Origin of the sequence: Ottowia sp. VDI28 (assembly GCF_049532675.1) — a bacterium.
Classification (GTDB): Bacteria; Pseudomonadota; Gammaproteobacteria; order Burkholderiales; family Burkholderiaceae_C; genus Ottowia.
The window spans coordinates 4953785-4971469 of the sequence record NZ_CP149820.1 but is presented as its reverse complement, the minus strand read 5'-3'; the positions used below and the strand labels follow the sequence as shown (position 1 = coordinate 4971469).

At 60.6% G+C, this 17685-nt stretch carries 18 protein-coding genes; 10 read left to right on the top strand and 8 right to left on the bottom strand.

The window, feature by feature from the left end:
• Positions 1-34: 34 nt before the first annotated feature.
• From WJU18_RS23690 to WJU18_RS23675, 4 genes are all read left to right on the top strand, one after another.
• Positions 35-1198, top strand: coding sequence for an AAA family ATPase (locus WJU18_RS23690; protein ID WP_423456071.1), 1164 nt, complete (start codon positions 35-37; stop codon positions 1196-1198).
• Complete coding sequence (locus tag WJU18_RS23685; RefSeq protein ID WP_423456070.1) at positions 1188-3536, top strand: S8 family peptidase; 2349 nt, start codon at positions 1188-1190, stop codon at positions 3534-3536. Before WJU18_RS23690 ends, WJU18_RS23685 begins: the two co-directional genes overlap by 11 nt.
• A 186-nt stretch (positions 3537-3722) precedes the next feature.
• The gene (locus WJU18_RS23680) at positions 3723-3866 is read left to right on the top strand and encodes a hypothetical protein (RefSeq protein ID WP_423456069.1); all 144 of its coding nucleotides are present in this window, start codon (positions 3723-3725) and stop codon (positions 3864-3866) included.
• 80 nt (positions 3867-3946) lie between these two features.
• Entirely contained in the window at positions 3947-4489 is a 543-nt protein-coding gene (locus tag WJU18_RS23675; RefSeq protein ID WP_423456067.1) for a hypothetical protein, read from the top strand.
• Positions 4490-4506: 17 nt separating this feature from the next.
• Here WJU18_RS23675 and WJU18_RS23670 read toward each other — a convergent pair whose 3' ends face one another.
• The 3 genes from WJU18_RS23670 to WJU18_RS23660 all read right to left on the bottom strand — a co-directional run bounded on the left by WJU18_RS23670 (position 4507) and on the right by WJU18_RS23660 (position 6446).
• Positions 4507-4755 carry an HU family DNA-binding protein gene (locus WJU18_RS23670; protein ID WP_423461085.1) on the bottom strand — a complete coding sequence of 83 codons (249 nt, stop codon included), beginning with the start codon at positions 4753-4755 and terminating at the stop codon, positions 4507-4509.
• A 754-nt stretch (positions 4756-5509) separates the two neighbouring features.
• Positions 5510-5905, bottom strand: a complete 396-nt coding sequence (locus WJU18_RS23665) for a BLUF domain-containing protein (protein WP_423456065.1) — start codon at positions 5903-5905, stop codon at positions 5510-5512.
• A gap of 31 nt (positions 5906-5936) precedes the next feature.
• Positions 5937-6446 carry a hypothetical protein gene (locus tag WJU18_RS23660; RefSeq protein ID WP_423456063.1) on the bottom strand — a complete coding sequence of 170 codons (510 nt, stop codon included), beginning with the start codon at positions 6444-6446 and terminating at the stop codon, positions 5937-5939.
• A gap of 310 nt (positions 6447-6756) precedes the next feature.
• On the opposite strand from WJU18_RS23660, the gene WJU18_RS23655 reads away from it, so the two are divergent.
• The gene (locus WJU18_RS23655; protein WP_423456061.1) at positions 6757-7593 is read left to right on the top strand and encodes an isocitrate lyase/PEP mutase family protein; all 837 of its coding nucleotides are present in this window, start codon (positions 6757-6759) and stop codon (positions 7591-7593) included.
• Positions 7594-7650: 57 nt separating this feature from the next.
• Here the strand turns inward: WJU18_RS23655 and WJU18_RS23650 are convergent, their stop codons facing one another.
• The 5 genes from WJU18_RS23650 to WJU18_RS23630 form a co-directional block, all read right to left on the bottom strand.
• Entirely contained in the window at positions 7651-8490 is an 840-nt protein-coding gene (locus tag WJU18_RS23650) for an IclR family transcriptional regulator (protein ID WP_423456060.1), read from the bottom strand.
• Positions 8451-9632 (bottom strand): MFS transporter, encoded by a 1182-nt coding sequence (locus WJU18_RS23645; protein ID WP_423456058.1) that lies wholly within the window; start codon positions 9630-9632, stop codon positions 8451-8453. Before WJU18_RS23645 ends, WJU18_RS23650 begins: the two co-directional genes overlap by 40 nt.
• Positions 9633-9667: 35 nt before the next feature.
• The gene (locus WJU18_RS23640) at positions 9668-10648 is read right to left on the bottom strand and encodes a Bug family tripartite tricarboxylate transporter substrate binding protein (RefSeq protein ID WP_423456056.1); all 981 of its coding nucleotides are present in this window, start codon (positions 10646-10648) and stop codon (positions 9668-9670) included.
• Between the two features lie 62 nt (positions 10649-10710).
• A complete protein-coding gene (locus tag WJU18_RS23635) occupies positions 10711-10884 on the bottom strand; it encodes a hypothetical protein (protein ID WP_423456054.1) in 174 nt (57 codons plus the stop codon).
• Entirely contained in the window at positions 10884-12578 is a 1695-nt protein-coding gene (locus tag WJU18_RS23630; RefSeq protein ID WP_423456053.1) for an FAD-dependent monooxygenase, read from the bottom strand. Before WJU18_RS23630 ends, WJU18_RS23635 begins: the two co-directional genes overlap by 1 nt.
• Before the next feature lie 170 nt (positions 12579-12748).
• Here WJU18_RS23630 and WJU18_RS23625 point away from each other — a divergent pair, with 170 nt between their 5' ends.
• The 5 genes from WJU18_RS23625 to WJU18_RS23605 all read left to right on the top strand — a co-directional run bounded on the left by WJU18_RS23625 (position 12749) and on the right by WJU18_RS23605 (position 17672).
• Positions 12749-13903: a homogentisate 1,2-dioxygenase gene (locus tag WJU18_RS23625; RefSeq protein ID WP_423456050.1), complete on the top strand. Its 1155-nt coding sequence runs from the start codon at positions 12749-12751 to the stop codon at positions 13901-13903.
• The gene (locus WJU18_RS23620; protein ID WP_423456049.1) at positions 13903-14466 is read left to right on the top strand and encodes a hypothetical protein; all 564 of its coding nucleotides are present in this window, start codon (positions 13903-13905) and stop codon (positions 14464-14466) included. Before WJU18_RS23625 ends, WJU18_RS23620 begins: the two co-directional genes overlap by 1 nt.
• Positions 14399-15067 carry an alpha/beta fold hydrolase gene (locus WJU18_RS23615; protein ID WP_423456047.1) on the top strand — a complete coding sequence of 223 codons (669 nt, stop codon included), beginning with the start codon at positions 14399-14401 and terminating at the stop codon, positions 15065-15067. The genes WJU18_RS23620 and WJU18_RS23615 overlap by 68 nt, the downstream gene beginning before the upstream one ends.
• 139 nt (positions 15068-15206) lie before the next feature.
• A complete protein-coding gene (locus tag WJU18_RS23610) occupies positions 15207-16709 on the top strand; it encodes an AMP-binding protein (protein ID WP_423456045.1) in 1503 nt (500 codons plus the stop codon).
• Between the two features lie 378 nt (positions 16710-17087).
• Positions 17088-17672: a mechanosensitive ion channel domain-containing protein gene (locus WJU18_RS23605; protein ID WP_423456043.1), complete on the top strand. Its 585-nt coding sequence runs from the start codon at positions 17088-17090 to the stop codon at positions 17670-17672.
• The last annotated feature ends 13 nt before the right edge of the window (positions 17673-17685 follow it).

Genomic DNA, 17685 nt, shown 5'->3' with positions numbered 1-17685 from the left:
TGACCATCGTCCATAATTCATGGATAATCGTCTCATGTCTAATGATGTTCGTTTTGTTAGTGAGCTTGTTCGTATCGTCAACGGAGCACTTCGTCTTGATGTGGACAAGGTGCGCAATTACACCGCCTTTCTGGCCCAAAAACTGGAGGCGGCAGGCGATGCCGCCACTGCCAACCGCCTGCGCAAGGCCCTTGAAGAAAACGACCATCAACTACGCCCGGCCGAGGCTCGGTTTGCCCGCGCGCTACCGATCGATTCTGAAAGTCGCTTTCCGCTGGTCGAACAGGTCAAGCTGCGCGGCCGCGATGAGCCGCCGCTGCAACTGACACAGGCGCAGTGGGATGTGGTCCACGAATTCGTCAGCGTGGCCAAGAGCTATGGCTCCTTGGTGGAAATGAGCGATCTGGCCGGCGCCATGAGTCTACTGATGTACGGGGCACCTGGCACCGGTAAGAGCCGCTTGGCGCGCTACATCGCCAGCGAGCTGGGGCTCGACCTGTACGTGGCACGGCTCGATGGACTGATTTCCTCTTTTCTCGGCAGCACGGCCAAGAACATCCGTGCCCTGTTTGATTTCGCAGCGAAGACCCCGTGCGTGCTGTTCTTGGACGAGTTCGACGCAATCGCCAAGGTACGCGGAGACGACCAGGAAATGGGCGAACTCAAGCGTGTGGTCAACAGCTTCCTTCAGAACCTCGACAGCCTGGGCGGCCAGTCCATCGTGCTTGCGGCCACCAATCACGAGAACCTGCTCGATGCGGCAGTCTGGCGGCGGTTTACCTATCGCGTATCCCTGGACCTGCCCGATCAAGAGCAGCGGCAGCGCATGTGGGGGGACTTCCTGGGGCCCCTGAGCTTCAGTGAGCGCGAACTGACACTGCTGGCCGACCTCTCTGAAGGGTTTACCGGCTCCGACATCCGTGAAGCGTCCGCTCGCCTGCGCCGCAGGCAGATGGCCAGCGGCCAACCCACTAGCCTCAAGGACATCTTCCCGATTCTGCTCAACCTTGCCTTGGACCACCAAGGCACGCGATTTGCCAGCCAACTGCAGGGCAAGGACGCCAATTCGCTGGTGCATTTGCTGCGAGCACGCGATGAACGTCTCTACAGCTTGGCCGTGCTAGCCGAGTTGCTGGGGCTGTCGAAGGCGACGGTGCACCGCATGACCAAGATGGAGGGAGAGGACCATGGCGACTGAAGGACCACCGCGTAGCGGCGAGCGATTGCCGATCAAGCTGATCATGCCCGACCAAGGCATCGAGCGACCCGTAATAGGCGGCGGCGGCGCAGGCGCGCCGTTTCGGGACGTAGACAGGGCGTACCGCCAGCGGCTGGACAACCAGGTCGGGGCCGTGACCCAGGCGCTCACACCGCACTTGAGCAAGACGCGCGCAGCCCCGGTTCGAGTCAAGGTGATCGCCAAGGCAACGGCCAAATCGCACCGGCCGCTGCGGCTGTTCTCGGAACGGACCTGCCCCATCGTGGGTGTGGGTCGGGTGGACGAACTCTTCATCATGGCCACGGCGGACGGCCTGAGCGCGCTGCGCTCATTGATCACAGACAACGACAGTGACAAGGTTGTCAAGGAACTGTCGAGCATCGAGTCGATCGAGACGGTGACGCCCAACTGGCGTCGAGGCAGCCGCGATGCGCAGGAGATCTTGCAGCGCTGCCCGCGCACGCGCCGCGGCTTCATGGCCCGCGTCAAGCTCTTTGACTACGGCCAGTTCGACGAGCAACCGCTGTTGGTGGAGGACTTTCTCCACAGATGTGCCGACCTAGGTGTGGTGGTGGATCCCAGCGGCTATGCCACACGCAGTTGGACATTCGCGGTGGAGTGCCGTTCGGTTCAAGATGTGGAAGCGCTGTCGCGCATCGTAGGCGTGCGCTCGATCTCGCAGATGCCCCTGATTCGCACCGTGAGACCCCAGGTTGCCATCAACCAGGCGCTGCCAGACCTGCCGGTGCGTGCAGCTGGCCAGGACGACATCCCGGTGGTGGTGGTGGTCGACAGCGGCGTGTCCGACCGCAACACCGCTCTCGCCAGCTGGGTTGTCGGACGAGACGTTCAGGTTGCTCCACCCTATGACCAAAATAAGGCCCACGGGACCTTCGTGGCCGGCCTGGTCACGTTCGGTGCGCAGCTCAACCCCACAATCGCCGGCATCGACAACGGCCCCTGTGGCGTTTTCGACCTCCAGGTAATTCCCAACGACGATCCCGACCGGGGCGACACTCTGGCCCTGATGGAGCAAGACCTGCTGGTCTCACTCGAACAGGCCCTGACCGAGCATGCGAACAAGTACCGCGTCTGGAACCTATCGCTGGGAACTGACGAAGTGTGCTCGCTTGATGACTTCTCGGAACTGGCCAACGAGTTGGACAACCTGCAGGAGCGCTTCAACGTCTCCTTCGTCATCAGTGCGGGCAACTACCAGCAACTACCGCTGCTGGACTACCCGCGCACCGACTCTCAGAAGGACACTGGCCGCATCACCGCCCCCGCAGACAGCGTGCTGGGCATCACGGTCGGTGCGATCTCCCACGTCGATTTCCGCCAGGGCGGCCCAAAGCAGCATCAGCCCAGCAGCTTCTCGAGGCACGGCGCCGGCCCTAACTACGTCATCAAGCCGGACCTGGTGCATTACGGCGGCAGCTGCACGACAGATGGCAGCACGGTGCACGGGATTCGGTCCCTGACCGACGCCGGGATCGCCGAGGACCTGGGCACGAGTTTTGCAGCGCCACTGGTATCACGCACGCTGGCCCAGATCTACCATGAGATCACGCCCAGCCCTAGCCCGGTTCTTGCCCGCGCCCTGCTGACCCACCATGCCCGCGATCCCCGCTCTGGCCTGCGCGTGCCCGACGGCGAGGAAAACTATCTGGGCTTTGGCCTGCCGGCGACCGTGCCGTACTGCCTGGAGTGCACGCCGCACAGCGCGACTTTGGTTTTCGACGATGTACTGCGACCGGGCAATTTCCTGGAGTGGGACCACTTCCCTTACCCGCCTTCGCTCTACCAGAACGGCAGGTACTTCGGTGAGATCTGGATGACGCTGGCTTTTTCGCCAGCGCGGGGATCGCGCTGGGGCACCGAGTATTGCCAGTCACACATCGATGCGCATTTGGGCGTCTACCACGACACCGTCTCTCGTACGACGGGTGAGATCACGCAGAAGTTCAAGGGACTGGTCCCGCCCGAACACCGCAATCCCGGCATGCTCTACGAGGCCTACCAAGTCGAGACCTTGCGCAAGTGGGCGCCGGTACGCACCTACCACGGCGACATGGGCGAAAGCGGGGAAAAGGGTAACCGTTGGCGTTTGAAGCTGCAACTGCTGACCCGGCACGAGCATGCAAACGAGACCGCGCGGGCACAGCCCTTCTCTCTGATCATCACCATCGCTGATCCGTTGAAAGTGGCACCGGTTTACGACGAAATGGCGCAGATTGTGCGTTCGCGCTTCCAGGCTGAAAACCTGGCAGTACGCCAACGCGCTCGTGTGCGCAGCCAAACTCAGGGAGGTGCCTGATCGGCCAAAAGAACGTAGTGCACCGAGGTTGCCGCCTCGGCGCCCACGCCGACCCGTTACCGGACCGGGAAGGGAGCGAAACCGTGCAAGATCCCGCGCCTCTGCAGCTCGAATTTTGCCACAGCCACGCTTTGAAGCCGTCCGGAGTGTCGACTTGCCTTCGGGCGATAGGAAAGTGAGCACAACATGAGCAAGACCGTACCTCAGAAAATTGGACGTGATGCACGCACCGGAGAGTTTATTCCCGTGCGTGAGGCGCAGCGCCGGCCTGCAACGACGACGGTGGAAACCATTCGCCGTCCCGCACCAGCACCTGCCCGCAAGAAGTGATGGGAGCAGGCCCCTTCAAGGGGCCTGCTTTGGGTTCATTCCATCACGGCGACCGTCGAGCAACGCACGTTAGGGTTGGAGTGAATCTGATCACCAACCGAATCACGCAAGAATTGGAACCCGACCCTATACCTGATCCCAATGAAACGTCGGGCCAGCTCTGGGCTCGCCACGAGGCCATTCAGACGGATGCCGCGTCATTGTTTGGACAGACGTTCTTCTTCTCGTGCGTGGATGTGTGCCTTGGACTCTGCCTTGCATGGGCCAACGACGGTGCCAGGCTGGAAGCGCTGTCCAAGTCGTTGGAGCGCCAGAACGTGAAAGCGAGGCTCGATATGTTTTCGAAGCACGTGGCCACCAAGTTCCCGGCTGGATCGAAGCGACGAACGGCTTTGGACCGCTGGATCGAGCGAGCACATGCAGCTCGAGAGCAGCGAAACCTGATGGTCCTCGGGCGATGGGTCGTTGAAGCTCGCCGGCACAAGATCGTCAACGTCCTAGGGCTCCCCTCGGGCTCGCCACAAAGCACAGCGTACACCATCGCCGAGTTGCGAGCGTTCAATGAAGAACTGGGCGCATTGGAGCAAGAGCTGGCACGCCTATGCACGCACTGGCCTGTCTGAGCAGATCAGTGTGACGCCTATAAGGCGCTCTCGTTCACTCGATCCTTCAGAGCCTTGCCAAGCGTGAACTTGGTCACCTTGCTGGCCTTGATGGTCATCGCTTCACCCGTCGCAGGGTTACGGCCGGCGCGCTCAGCGCGGTTCGATACTCTGAAAGCGCCGAAGCCGATCAGCTGCACGGTGTTGCCGCGCGCCATGGCTTGCGACAGGTTCTCAAGCGTGGAATCGAGGGCTCGGCCCGTGTCGGTCTTGCTCAGGGTGGTTATGGCACTAGTGGTGCCCGCCGATGCGGTATCTTGAGAAAGGTCACCGTTGGCTTGACCGCAGAAAGCGTACTTACGCCCGTCGCCGACCACCGGCCACAACCGCTGAAAAGCTGAGTTTCAGGGCAAGAAAAGCATCCCAAAGCCGCTGCAACTAACCAGGCATGTCGACAAGGGCTCGTTGGATCTCATTGCGCACGAGGCGCTAGCGTTGACGAAGATGGACTGGAACAACGACGCTCTCTACGATCCAGTTCCGGTCAGCATTCGGTATTCGCAGCGGTTGGCAAGGACGATCGCCAACGTGCCGGATCTGCCTGGAAGAGGCTATTCGTACCGGCTCTTCATGTCGCGGCCACGAAGCGGCGGTCGGTGGTGCCAATTCGGTTTTTAATAGTGGCTTCGGTTAGTTCGCCCATAGCCAAAATCTGTTGGGGGTACAAATGGGGGTATAAGAACGAAGAGATCTCACCTATGCCTAGTATTTACAGGGTTTCTAGAAGATCTTTCAATTGACCCCAGCCCACCATATAAGATCACCGCCACACACCTAAACTCTAGGCGTGTGGCGGTTTTTTCTTGCTTTGAGTGTCCTAAGGATGCTCTGCACAAATCAATCGCCGCGTGCATCTGCGGACTCGGGCGCTCTGCCGCGTTGCAAATCCTCGCGATACCGCCCGGTATCACTGCGGTTTGCGCCTTGCAGCCCATCCCGATCCGCAGCGCCCGCTTACTGTTCGATTTGTGCAGAGCGTCCCTAGGCGAAGTCCATCAGTTTTGCGTTTTCTTGGAAGTATTCGAGGGCAGCATGGTCACGCAAGACCTGCAAGCCTCGAAAATCAAAGGGAAATTCTTCCAGGTCAGCATATCCCATTTGCCATTCCTGGAATCTTCGTTCAGCAATGCTTTCGCCCTGGGCCTTGATGTCAAAGTCGGTATGACGGGGGTCTCTCTCAATTGCAGCAAGAAGTTCGAGGATGGCGGCTGAGGGACCCTCTACGTACTGGACAAACTTCTCTCCGTCGAATCCCAGAACGCCTGTGATCCCTGAAATTGCGTTGGCGAGGCGAGCCTTCTTCACAATTTCGCTTACGCACGCGACGTTGGCCTCCGGGACCAACCGGCTCGTGTAAAGAAAATAACTTATCAACACAGAATCCTACTTTCTCTGTCAACCTCAAAGCTCAGCAAAAGCGTTTTCCGTATCTACTCCAGACTAGAGTGGCTCCAATCAAGAGACTGAGTAGCCCGATTCCATATTGGCCGATGGTCGGTACGGAAGTAACTGTGCTGACTGGCGCGCCATCCGAGTTCCCCGAGAGCCTTATGTCCTGAGTGCCATAGGTGATGCTTTCGAATTGAAAGACATCTTGCACTGAGCCCGCGGCATTTGGCACGGTGAAGATGACTTCAATTGTGCAGGAGGCGAACGGCTGATAGATGCCAACCGGACAATCGTGGGTTACTTCAAACGCGGGATTGGCAGGCGGCGTGACAGCCGTCACGGTGAGGGCAACTGGGTCGAAATTGGTCACCGTGATCTGTTGTGTAGCCGATGTGCTTCCAGCTTCAGTATTTGAGAAGCTTAGCGTTCCTGGGTCGAAATAGAGCCCCTGAGCTTTGACCATTGAGCCACCACACAGAACTGCAAATGCAAACACAACCCGAAACGCGAGATGCGCATATATCTTCATGACGCCTCCTATATTTAGTCAACTAATGTTATCAGGGGCGCTGGGTTGTCGATGGAAGCTCAGGGACTAGGTCGATCCAATGGGAACTGATATGGGGTTACTGGGTTGAAGCTGTTTGGGTGTGAGAGTCTTTTGATGCGTGCTCGGTAGTGCCGACGCGCGGACTCGTTGCATGCACCCGAATAGGTCGTTCTCTGTCGTATCGAGCGGTACATTGTGCTCTTTGAGGAAGGCGACTATGCTTGGCTGACGCATAGCATCTCCTCCAGTCGAATACTTGTATCGGCGCTGGAGCTGCAAGGAACACACCATGGCACACACTCCCGCCAAGATCTCGGAAATGCGCAAGGCCTTCAGGGCTTTGCATGTGTCCGGTTGCTTCGTGATCCCGAACCCCTGGGATATTGGCAGCGCGAAATACTTGCAAAGCCTCGGGTTCAAGGCCCTGGCAAGCACCAGCTCCGGGCTGGCCTGGTCGCTGGGCCAGGCCGATAACAAGCTGTCCCTTGAGACAGTGCTGGCCCATCTCCGAGACATCGTAGAGGCGACCGATCTCCCGGTGAATGCAGATTTCGAAGGGGGTTTCGCCGAGAACCCGCAGGGCGTCTGGGAGAGCGTGGCCCGCGCCGTGGCGACAGGTGTCGCTGGCTTGTCCATCGAGGACTCGACGGGTGATGCGGCCGATCCTGTCCGTTCAGTTGCGGACGCGGTTGCCCGGATGAAAGCAGCGCGAGGAGCCATCGACGACGCTGGCGGCGAAGTGTTGTTGGTGGGGCGTGCAGAGAACTTCATTGTTGGACGGCCGGATCTTGCGGACACAATCGTCAGGCTGAAAGCCTACTCCGAAGCGGGCGCGGATGTTCTTTACGCGCCGGGCATCAGCCGCAAGGAAGATATCGCGGCGGTGGTCGCGGCCGTTGCCCCGAAGCCGGTCAATCTGCTGGTCGGCTCGGCGAGTACCCTGACAGTCGCCGAGATAGCCGCATTGGGCGTGCGCCGCATCAGCGTCGGTGGTGCGCTGGCGCGGTCTGCCTGGGGTGGCTTCACACGTGCCGCGCAAACGCTCGCTGAACAAGGCCGTTTCGACGGGTTCGCGGATGCTGCGCCTGGCTCGCAGCTCAATGCGCTGTTCAATCCTCCGCTTTGAGCGGACCTGCTTGATTTCTGGCGAGACGGTTCGCCAGGAGCCGAGGAAGAACCAGAGTCACGCTTGTCCGGCTTCCTTGGAAATCGCGCGCGCCGCATCCAGCAGGCGGGGAGCAATCCTCTCGCGCATGACACGTTCGGTCAGCAAGTAGGCTGGGCCTCCGCAACTGACGGCGTACAGCTCGCCACCAGGACCGTGAATGGCTACTCCCAACGCATGCATGTCGCGATGCCAGTCACCGAAGGAGGAGCAGTAACCATGCTCGGCATATTCTTTTGCAGCCGCTTCCAACTGGGCAGCCTGTTTACGCCATTCCTTGCCGGCCGCTTGCCGAAGATCTGACAGAAGGTCTGTGCGTGCGGTTGTGTCCAGAGCGGCGGTATATACCCGTCCCATGGCGGACGAGGGTATGGCCAACCGCAAGCCGACATCCAACCGGGAGAGGATGACGGCGGAGTGCGGCCGGATAGCGTCGATGACGACAATGTCCAGTCTGTCGCGTACACCCATATGTACCGCTGCGCCCGCAAACTCCGCGACCTCGGCGAGGTGCAGGCGGGCATGGCTGCGCAGATCGAACTTGCGGAGGTAGGCGCTGCCCAGTTCCATCACCCCGGCTCCCAGGGCGAAGCGCTCGCTGTCTGGCTGCTGCCGCAAATAGCCCGCTGAAACCAGCGTGGCCGCGAGGCGTGAGACCGTGGCTTTGGGAATCTTGGTGGCGTCTGCCAATTCACGATTGCTGACAGGGCCCGGCGCCTTGGCAACAGCTGCCAGAACGGCGAGGCCCCGCGCAAGCGCGCTGACTTCGTCCTTGGAGGTGGCGGCGGGGTTCAGCGCGTCGTCGGTCATGGCATAGGTCAGGAAGCGGAAGTCGCTTTGGATTCTAGAGGCGGACACACATAACGCATTGCCACTTGGCCGAGCACGGCCATTCCCATGGCCGTTGCCGACAACGCGCCTTGAATTCCTCCATGCTTGAGCAGTGCGCCAAAGAGCAGAGGTCCCAGGCCTTGCCCCGCGAAAAAACTGAAAGCCAGCAACGCTACTCCGGAGGCTCGGGCTACGGGGGACAGCTCGGTCGCCTGCGTCTGCAGCGAGTTATGCAACATATAGAAGCCAAAACCGGCGGCAAACAGAAGGGCCGCGGCGCCTTCCATTCCAGGCCTCAGTATCAACAATCCGCAACATGCGGCACCCATCAGTGACCCCCACAAGCACATGCGCGCGATGCCCAGGCGCGTCACGAGCCGGCGGACCATGGCGGCGTACAACAAGCCGCCCATGCCGAAAGCTCCGAGGACCAAGCCAGCCTGAGCAGGGTCCGATGTGGTCCCTGTGTTGCCGAGAAGCGCGCTGACGTGCGGAAAGAAACCGAAGAAAAGGATGCCTTCCGCCGCAACGCAAGCATAGACCCATGGTGCCTTGGGGTTCTGGAAGACTTGCCTATAGCCGCGGAGGGGCGAAAGAGCTGCGCCAGATGGGGGGGCCGGTACGGGCAACGGTTGCCGCAAGCCGAACCAGGCCGGTACGGCCGCCAGCACGGCGACACTGGCCGCCGAAGCCAGGGCACTCCACCAGCCCCATCGGGCTCCCATGAAACCGCCCAGCACAGAGCCTAGCATCTGCCCTGAGATGATGGCAAAAAGCATGCGGCCGATCATGACCTGCCGCTCCCTGATCTCGAAACGGTCACCAAGGCTGGCCAGCACCAGAGGAATCAATCCTCCGGCGAAAATACCAGCCAACACGCGCGTAGACAGCAAAGCTCCGAAGCCCAGGGACGGAAGGCTTGCCATCAATGCCACGCCCAGTCCGAGCGCGCACACGCGAATGCACTGAGCTTTCCCGAAACGATCACCCAACGGCCCCAGTACGAGTTGCGCCATGGCATAGGGGACGGCAAAGCAGGTGGTGAGCAACGCCGCTTGGCCCGCTGTGACGTGAAACTGTTCCGCCACCATGGGGATAATGGGGTCGGTCACCCGGAGGGCAAAGCCGCCTGCAATGGCGCAGGCGGCATAGATCAGAAAAACGTGCACGAGAAGATGTCTTTTGGATATTCAGCGTCCGCGTATCAATCCGCGCGAATGTTCAGGCGGCGCATGACTGCGCCCCACTGAGCGCTGTCTTCGCGCATCATGCGAGCGTGCTCTTCGGGTGTGCTGGCCACCACGGTGGAGCCGCCACGGACATACATTTCGGAAACCTCGGGGGAGCGGACCGCCTTCATCAATTCACTGTTGAGCTTGTTCACGATTTCCTTGGGCGTGCCCACGGGCACGAAGAACTGCTCGAGGCCTGGGAGATCGATACCGGAAACGCCTGCCTCGGTGAGAGTGGGTACTTCAGGAATGGCCGGCAAGCGCTCCTTGTCAGCGACGCCCAGGATCTTGACCAGACCGCCTTTGGCGTTGGCAATGGCTGTGCTGGGACCATCGAAAACGATCTGGATCTGCCCCGCGAGCAGGTCACGTACGGCATCGGTACTGCCTTTGTAGGGCACATGCACGATGTCGATACCCGCATTGGCTTTGAGCAACTCTCCGTTCACGTGGCCTGATGAGCCGAGCCCGTAGGAGCCGTAGTTGATTTTTCCTGGATTGGCCTTGGCGTAGGAGACGAGCTCCTTGAGCGTGCTGTAGGGTGCCTTCGCCGTTGCCACCAGGATCGTGCGGGTGCGCGCCGCCACGCCTACCGGGGTCATGTCCTTGAACACGTCAAAAGGAGGCTTCTCATACAGATGCGGAAGCTGGCTGGTGGTCACTGTGATCGTATAGAGCACGGTATAGCCATCGGGCGGGGAACGCATCAGTTCGCGCACGGCAATGGCTGTGGACGCACCTGGTTTGTTCTCTACCATCACGGGAATGCCGAGTTGCTGAGACAGCTTGTTGGCAATGGCCCGGGCCTGTACGTCGGAGGAGCCTCCAGGCGAGAGGGGCGAGATAATCCGCAGCACCTTGCCATTTTGCGGGAATGCATCGGCGGCCTGGGCTGGCAGGGCCGCACAGGCGAGAAGGGCTGCCAGGCCCAGGATGCGTGTGAATGCGCTCATGTCATGTCTCCTTGGTTTCGAAGGTTTTGGATTTGCAACACCTCTTGGGGCGCTTCAAGGCCCTACTCCACCTGGAGAGCGAGTTCGATCGCTTCGTCCACGGCTTGTCTGGCGTCCACGCGTTTCATCAGGAGCAGTGCCAGCCGAGCCAACACCATTTGCACCTGTGACGGATCAAGTGATCCCATCCTTTCGCACAGCTTGGTGTAGAGCACGTCCAGATCTTCGTCGTTCATCACAATGTCTCCGTTTCGGTTTGCAGAGCTCGCGCCAAGGCTTCCTCGAGTACGGAAGGGGACGGATGTTTCCAGCGGCCCATGATGTGACCGTCCGGCCGTACGAGATAGATCGTGCCGGGTGCGGCGTCGTACATGGTGAAGAGGCGGCCTGAGACATCGACCGCAGACGCATGCTCGGACTTGGCGCGTGCGATCGTGTGAGCTTGTAGTGGCACACGAGATGACAGCGTGGCAGTGGTGTCTTTCCATTCGACAGGCAAGACACCCGAAACGCTGAAGTGGAGCAGGGTGAACCGTGGTCCCAGCAGATCGCTGAGGTGGCCTGGCTGGCCCTTCAACTCAAGCGGGCACTCGGCCAGGATGTCACCAGGACGTGGGCCGCAATGGAAGACATCGGACACATCCCCTGGCATATTCAAGGGCGATGACACCAACGGAATGGCTGAGTGCTGCCGCGGATTGACGAGGCTGCTAAACCAAGGGTCACTGGTGCACAGGGAGAGTACCGCATCGCGCATCAGACGGGCTGCGGGTGTGGGAGGGGCCATGAACTCGGCGCTCTTGGAGGCAAAGCGGTGGTTTTCGCGGGCCGCATAGACGCGTTCTTGGCTGTAGGTCTCGAGCAAAGGCGCACCGGCTAATCCACGCACCACGTAAGCGAGTTTCCATGCCAGGTTGTGTGCATCATCGATGGCCGAGTTCATTCCGCGCACACCGAAGATCGGGACCAGGTGGGCCGCATCGCCTGCGAACAAGACCCTCCCGTGCCGGTAGCGCTCAAGGGTGAGGGCGCTGGCCCGGTACAGGCTCATCCAGACTGGTTTCCATTTCTTGTGGATCCCCATCATTTGCAGGTGCCTGTCGACCTGAGCGAACACGCGCTCGGGTTTCATTTCCTCTGCCTCGTCGTCCTCGTCCCGCAGTTGATAGTCGAAGCGCAGCATGCCGCCGGGCTTCTTGTACATGAGCAAGGTCCCGCCTGGCTTGGACGGCGGATCGAACCAGCAGCGGCGTCCTACGGGCAGGCCTTCGGTATCGATGCGGATATCGATGATGACGTAACGGCCTTCATGCCGCTGGCCCTGCATCCGCAACTCCATGAGTTCTCGTACGGTGCTGCGGCCACCATCGCATGCCACCAGCCAGTCGGTCTCCAGGGTGTAGCTTTCCTGTGGGGTTTGCACCGTCACCCGAACACCGCTCTCAAGCTGCTCCATCTGATGCACGCGGCTTTGCCAGCGCAAATCAATAAGGTCGCTGCGGCGCTCGGCTGCATGCACCAGGCATTGCTCGATGTAGTTCTGCAGGTGGCTGATGGCCGGCGGGTATTTCTGGCTGTCGTCATGCGGCATCTGCAGCCGGAAGACTTCCCGATCGCGAAAGTAGGTCCAGCCCGTGCTCCAGGAATGGCCCGTTCTCATCACTTCATCAATGACGCCCAGTTGTTCCAGGATTTCCAGCGTACGGCGCGTGAAGGCTCCGGCCCGGCTGCCTGAACACACCGTATCGTCAGATTCCAGCACCACACTGGCCACACCATGATTGGCCAGGCCCAGGGCCAGGGCCAGCCCCGTGGGGCCACCGCCGGCAATGACCACGCGGTGCCGCTTTGTTTCGCGGCCCTTGGACAACTCGGGCACGGCGGCCGCGTAGTGCGTGTAGGGAAAGTACTCCTCGAAAGTCAGTTCCATCTCGTCCTCGATCGGATCGCGCCTTGCCGCGATCAACTGGATGGCGATATTATTTTGGAACAGTGTTTTATTTTATTGTCGTAAACCCGGATGACACTTTTGGGGCTGCTCTATACGCTCGGCGCCATCACATTCCTTCATTTGCTCTTGTTCTCGCCATGCCCTATTTCATGCAAGTGGGTGATATCCCACGCAAGCGCTTCTCCCAATTCCAACGTCCTGAAGGTGGCCTCTATGCGGCGGAGGTGATGGGCGAAGAGGGTTTCTCCTCGAACATGTCACTGCTCTACCATCGCTACGCGCCCTCGGCCGTGACGCAGTGCGATCTCATGGCTTGCGCTGAGGAAGAGCTCACGCCCAATCACCCGCTGCTGCCACGCCTTTTCACCACCGCGAACCTGCAGGCCACGGCCGATCCCGTGCTGGACCGCACAGTGCTCTGCGGTAACGTGGACGTGCGGGTTTCGTTCATGGTCAGTGAAAGGCCTTCGTCTCTCTATCGCAATGCCGTGGGAGGCGAGTTGCTCTATGTGCACGATGGTGCCGCACGCCTGGAGACGGTTTTCGGCAGCATCGATGTGGCTCGCGGGGATTACGTGGTCATCCCCAAGGCAACCACGCACCGCTGGGTGCCTACAGGTCGTGAGCCGTTTCGCGCACTGGTCTTCGAGACTGCGGGTCATGTGCGGCCGCCTCGGCGCTACTTGACGGCTTACGGCCAATACAACCAGGAAGCCCCTTACTCCGAACTCGACTTGCGCCGGCCACAGGGACCGTTGCTGATGGAGGGCAGTGAAGTCGATGTGCTGGTCAAGAACCGCAACGGCCTGACTCGCTACACCTACCAGCGCCATCCTTTCGATGTGGTGGGCTGGTTTGGCTGCAACTACCCGTATGCGCTGAACATCGCCGATTTTTCCCCGATCACGGGCAGCTTTCACAGGCCGCCCCCGGTCCATCAGGTGTTCGAGGCACCCGGTTGCGTGTTCTGCAACTTCGTGCCCCGGATGCTCGACTATGACCCGCGGGCCATGCCCATCCCTTCCTATCACTCGAACGTGGATTCGGACGAGCTGATTTTCTATGCGGAAGGCAATTTCTTCAGCCGCAAAGGCAGCGGCATCGAACGCGGGGCCTTGAGCTTGCACCCTGCGGGCCACATCCATGGACCACATCCCGATGCCTACCAGGGCGGCGCGGCACGCGTGGGCAAACATACCGAAGAGTGCGCCGTGATGCTCGACACCTTCAAGCCGCTGCTCCTCGGCGGGGCCGCGTTGGGCAGTGAACGCGCTGATTACTACACCTCCTGGAATGCACGCTGATGCAAGAAATGAACTTGAAAATGAACCGGCGTGAGCTCCTGGCCGTTCCCATGCAGAGCATGGGGGATATGGATGTGCAATCTGGCGTGGCCCGCCGTGCAGGCCTGCTATGGTGCACGCGGCACCGGGCGTCCGGTATCGGCGGCCCTATCGCCAGGACCGCCGTGGTGGTGGTTCACCCCTCATCGAACTTCATGGGGCACTACGCGCTGGATGCCTTGGCCGAATGCGGCGTGGACGCTATTGGCATGAGCACGCGCTACATAGGCAATGAGGCCATGCTGCTGCTGGAGCACTGCGTGGTGGATATAGGTTCCGTCATCCGCCATCTGCGCAACGAGGGGTATCAGCGCGTGGTGCTGATCGGCAACTCAGGCGGGGGAGGGTTGGTGGCGCTCTATCAGAACCAGGCCGAAAAGCCGACCATCACAGCGCCGCCCGCGGGGGGCGCCGGATCTGACCAGGGCCGATCTGCCGCCAGCCGACGCGCTCATCATGCTCATGGCCCACCCGGGGCGCAACATCGTGCTCACCGAGAAGCTGGATCCCGCCATTTGGGATGAGCATGACCCGTTCCGTCGCGACCCCGAGCTGGATCTCTTCCACGCGGATAACAAACCTCCCTATACGTCGGCCTTTCTGGACCGTTACAAAGCAGCTCAATTGGCCCGCAGTGAGCGCATCACGCAATGGGCACTCGACCAATTGGCGTTGCTGAAAGAGAAGACAGACGGCCGGGTGGATGATCTTCCCTTTGTGGTGCACGGCACCATGGCGGATCCACGCAACGTCGATCTGACACTGGATCCTTCCGATCGAGCGGCTACCACGCAATGGGGGCCGCCTGCAGTCGCCAACTTCATTCCCGCGTCGATCGGGCACTATACGAGTTTGCGTTCATGGCTGTCGCAATGGAGCATGCGCCTTTCCAACGGCAATGGACCGGAGCGTTTGAATACCGTGCAAGTTCCGGTGCATGTGATCTATGGAACGGCGGATCCTGGCTGTTACCCCGGTCATGCAAGGATGCTGTATGAAGGCGTGAAGCACGAGAGGAAATGGCTCACACCGATCCAGGGTGCCAAGCACTACCTCTTCGACCAACCAGAGCACAAGCGTGCCTGTTGCCGGTTGATTGCTGACTGGTGCCACGGATTGCCGTGATTCGCGAGCAACCCACTATCATGCTGGTTAGCCTGCCAGCTTGGAGGAGATGGCGACGCTGACTGGCAAATAGTCATGGAAGCGGTGCTTGCTTTTGGGATGGCAGTTTCTTGAGAGGCGTGTGGAAGTAATCAAGGCTATGAACCTCTTCTCTCTACTCGAAAGCACTGCGCGGCGCTGGCCAGAGGCCAAGGCGGTGTTCAGCGGAACACGCTGCGTGCAAAGTTGGGCACAGCTGCACGATCGGGCTCTGCGGTTGGCAGGTGCCCTGGGCGCTGAGCCGCTGCGCATCGCCATCTTCAGCGAGAACTGTCCAGAGTATCTGGAACTGGTTTTCGGCGCCTGGGCTGCTGGCAGCGCTGTTGTTCCCTTGAACTATAAGTTGCATCCCCGAGAAGTCGCTGAGATTGCGCAGGATGCGGAGCCGTCCTGGCTATTCGCTTCGCCAGCGCTTGCGCCGGGGTTGCGTGAGGCGCTGCCGCACTCGGGCGATCGGGTGATCACCATCGGCGAAGCGGGCTACGAAGCGTTTTTCAGCGGCGCGCCTGCGGAGCCCCGCACGACCGAACCTGAAGCGCTGGCGTGGCTGTTCTACACCAGCGGCACCACTGGCCGGAGCAAGGGCGCCATGCTGACGCAGCGCAACCTGATCGCCATGACGGTGTCGCACCTTGCCGATGTGGAGGCCATCGACGAGACCTGCAGCCAGATCCATGCAGCGCCCATGTCGCATGGTTCGGGGATCTACATTCCGGCTTATGTGGCCCGGGGTGCCCGGCAGGTGATTCCTGACCCACCGGGATTTGAGCCAGACACATTTCTCGATCTGTGCGACGCGCATCCCGGCTGCGGAGCCTTCCTTGCGCCTACCATGGTGCAGCGACTTCGCCTCGCGGCAGAGGCGGCTGGGGGCCGCAGGCCGTCGGGGCTGCGCACCATCATCTATGGCGGCGGTCCCATGTACGTCGAGGAACTGAACAAGGCTCTTGCGGCATTCGGCCAGGTTTTCGTGCAAATCTATGGACAGGGCGAATCGCCGATGACGATCACCTGGCTGCGGCGGGCCGATCATGAGAGCCGCGAGGCCAGCCTGCTCGGCTCGGTGGGTATCGCGCGAACCGGCACGCAGGTTCGTGTGGTGGATGGGAATGGCCGCGATCTGCCTGCCGGTGAGACAGGTGAGATCATCTGCCGCAGCGATGTGGTGATGGCGGGTTACTGGCGCAATCCGAAGGGGACGGCGGATGCCTTGCGTGATGGCTGGCTCTACACCGGCGACATGGGCTCGCTGGACGAGCAAGGCTACCTGACGCTGCGCGACCGCAGCAAGGATGTAGTGATCAGCGGCGGCACCAACATCTATCCACGAGAGGTTGAAGAGGCCTTGCTGACGCATCCGGCCGTGTCGGAAGTTTGCGTGGTGGGGGTGCCCGACGCCGAATGGGGGGAGGTGGTCGTGGCCTTTGTGGTCAAAGCCGTGGGAGCTTCCGTTGCCGAGCAGGAACTGGATGCTCACTGCCTTGAGCGCATCGCCCGGTTCAAGCGGCCGAAGCGTTATGTGTGGGAAGATGCGCTTCCGAAGAACAGCTATGGCAAGGTGCTGAAGCGAGTTCTCCGCGAAACGCTCATCGCTTCAAGCTAGGGCGTGTTCCCACTAAATTCGCCCCCGCGTGAGGTATTGGCCAGCGGCAATCAAGGCGCCAACCGCAGCCGGGTTGGACACCCGGCGAGGGTTGGCAACGCCGAGTGCGGCTGGCCAATACCTCACCCTTCGGGCCGGGGACTGCCGCGCCGTATTGCTGCGTTGCGCCTCTTGCCAAGGATCGCACCTTGGCGGCAAGGCGCGCCTTGCACTACAGCGCGGCAGTCCCCGGCGCGGGGGCGAATTTAGTGGGAACACGCCCTAATCCGGCGAATACGCCGGTATATCCCAGGCCGGCGCTACGCTCGATTCGCTGAGCCAAGAGGCTCGATGCTTTTCGCGCGAGAGCAATTGGCACGCCTATGACTCCCATCCTTGATGACACACTTGAAAGATATTCTGCCCGGTTGGGCTCATCCGTGGATCGATCTCATTGCCATCGGCTTGCAGTCGGCCTTGGTGATCCTGGCAGCGTTGCTGCTGCGCTCCTTGTTGCACCGGTTCATCAATCGGCTAGGCCGGGAAAAGCAGCTCCCGCTTGAGCTGATCGTCGGCAGCCGGCGGCTGGTGAGCTTTATTCTTATCAGCGCAGCGCTGTTGCTGATCATGGACCGGCTGGGCGTTTCGGGCACGGTGATCTGGACGGCGTTCACCGGCTTCGCCACTGTGGCCGCAGTTGCCTTCTTCGCGGCCTGGAGCGTGCTCTCCAACATCTTCTGCGCTCTGTTGATTTTCGTGACGCGCCCGTTTGGACTGCACGACCACATAGAGCTGCTTGAAGGGGGCGACAAGCCAGGGCTTGGCGGCGAGGTGATGGACATCAACCTCATCTACACCACCTTGCGTGAAGAGGCTGAGCCTGGAAAGGAGCCTAGTTGGCTACGCGTGCCCAATAGCCTGTTCTTTCAGCGCACCGTACGACTTCGATCGGTGCGCGAAGTGTCGCGCTCTCCGATCGGATGAACAACTGCCCTTT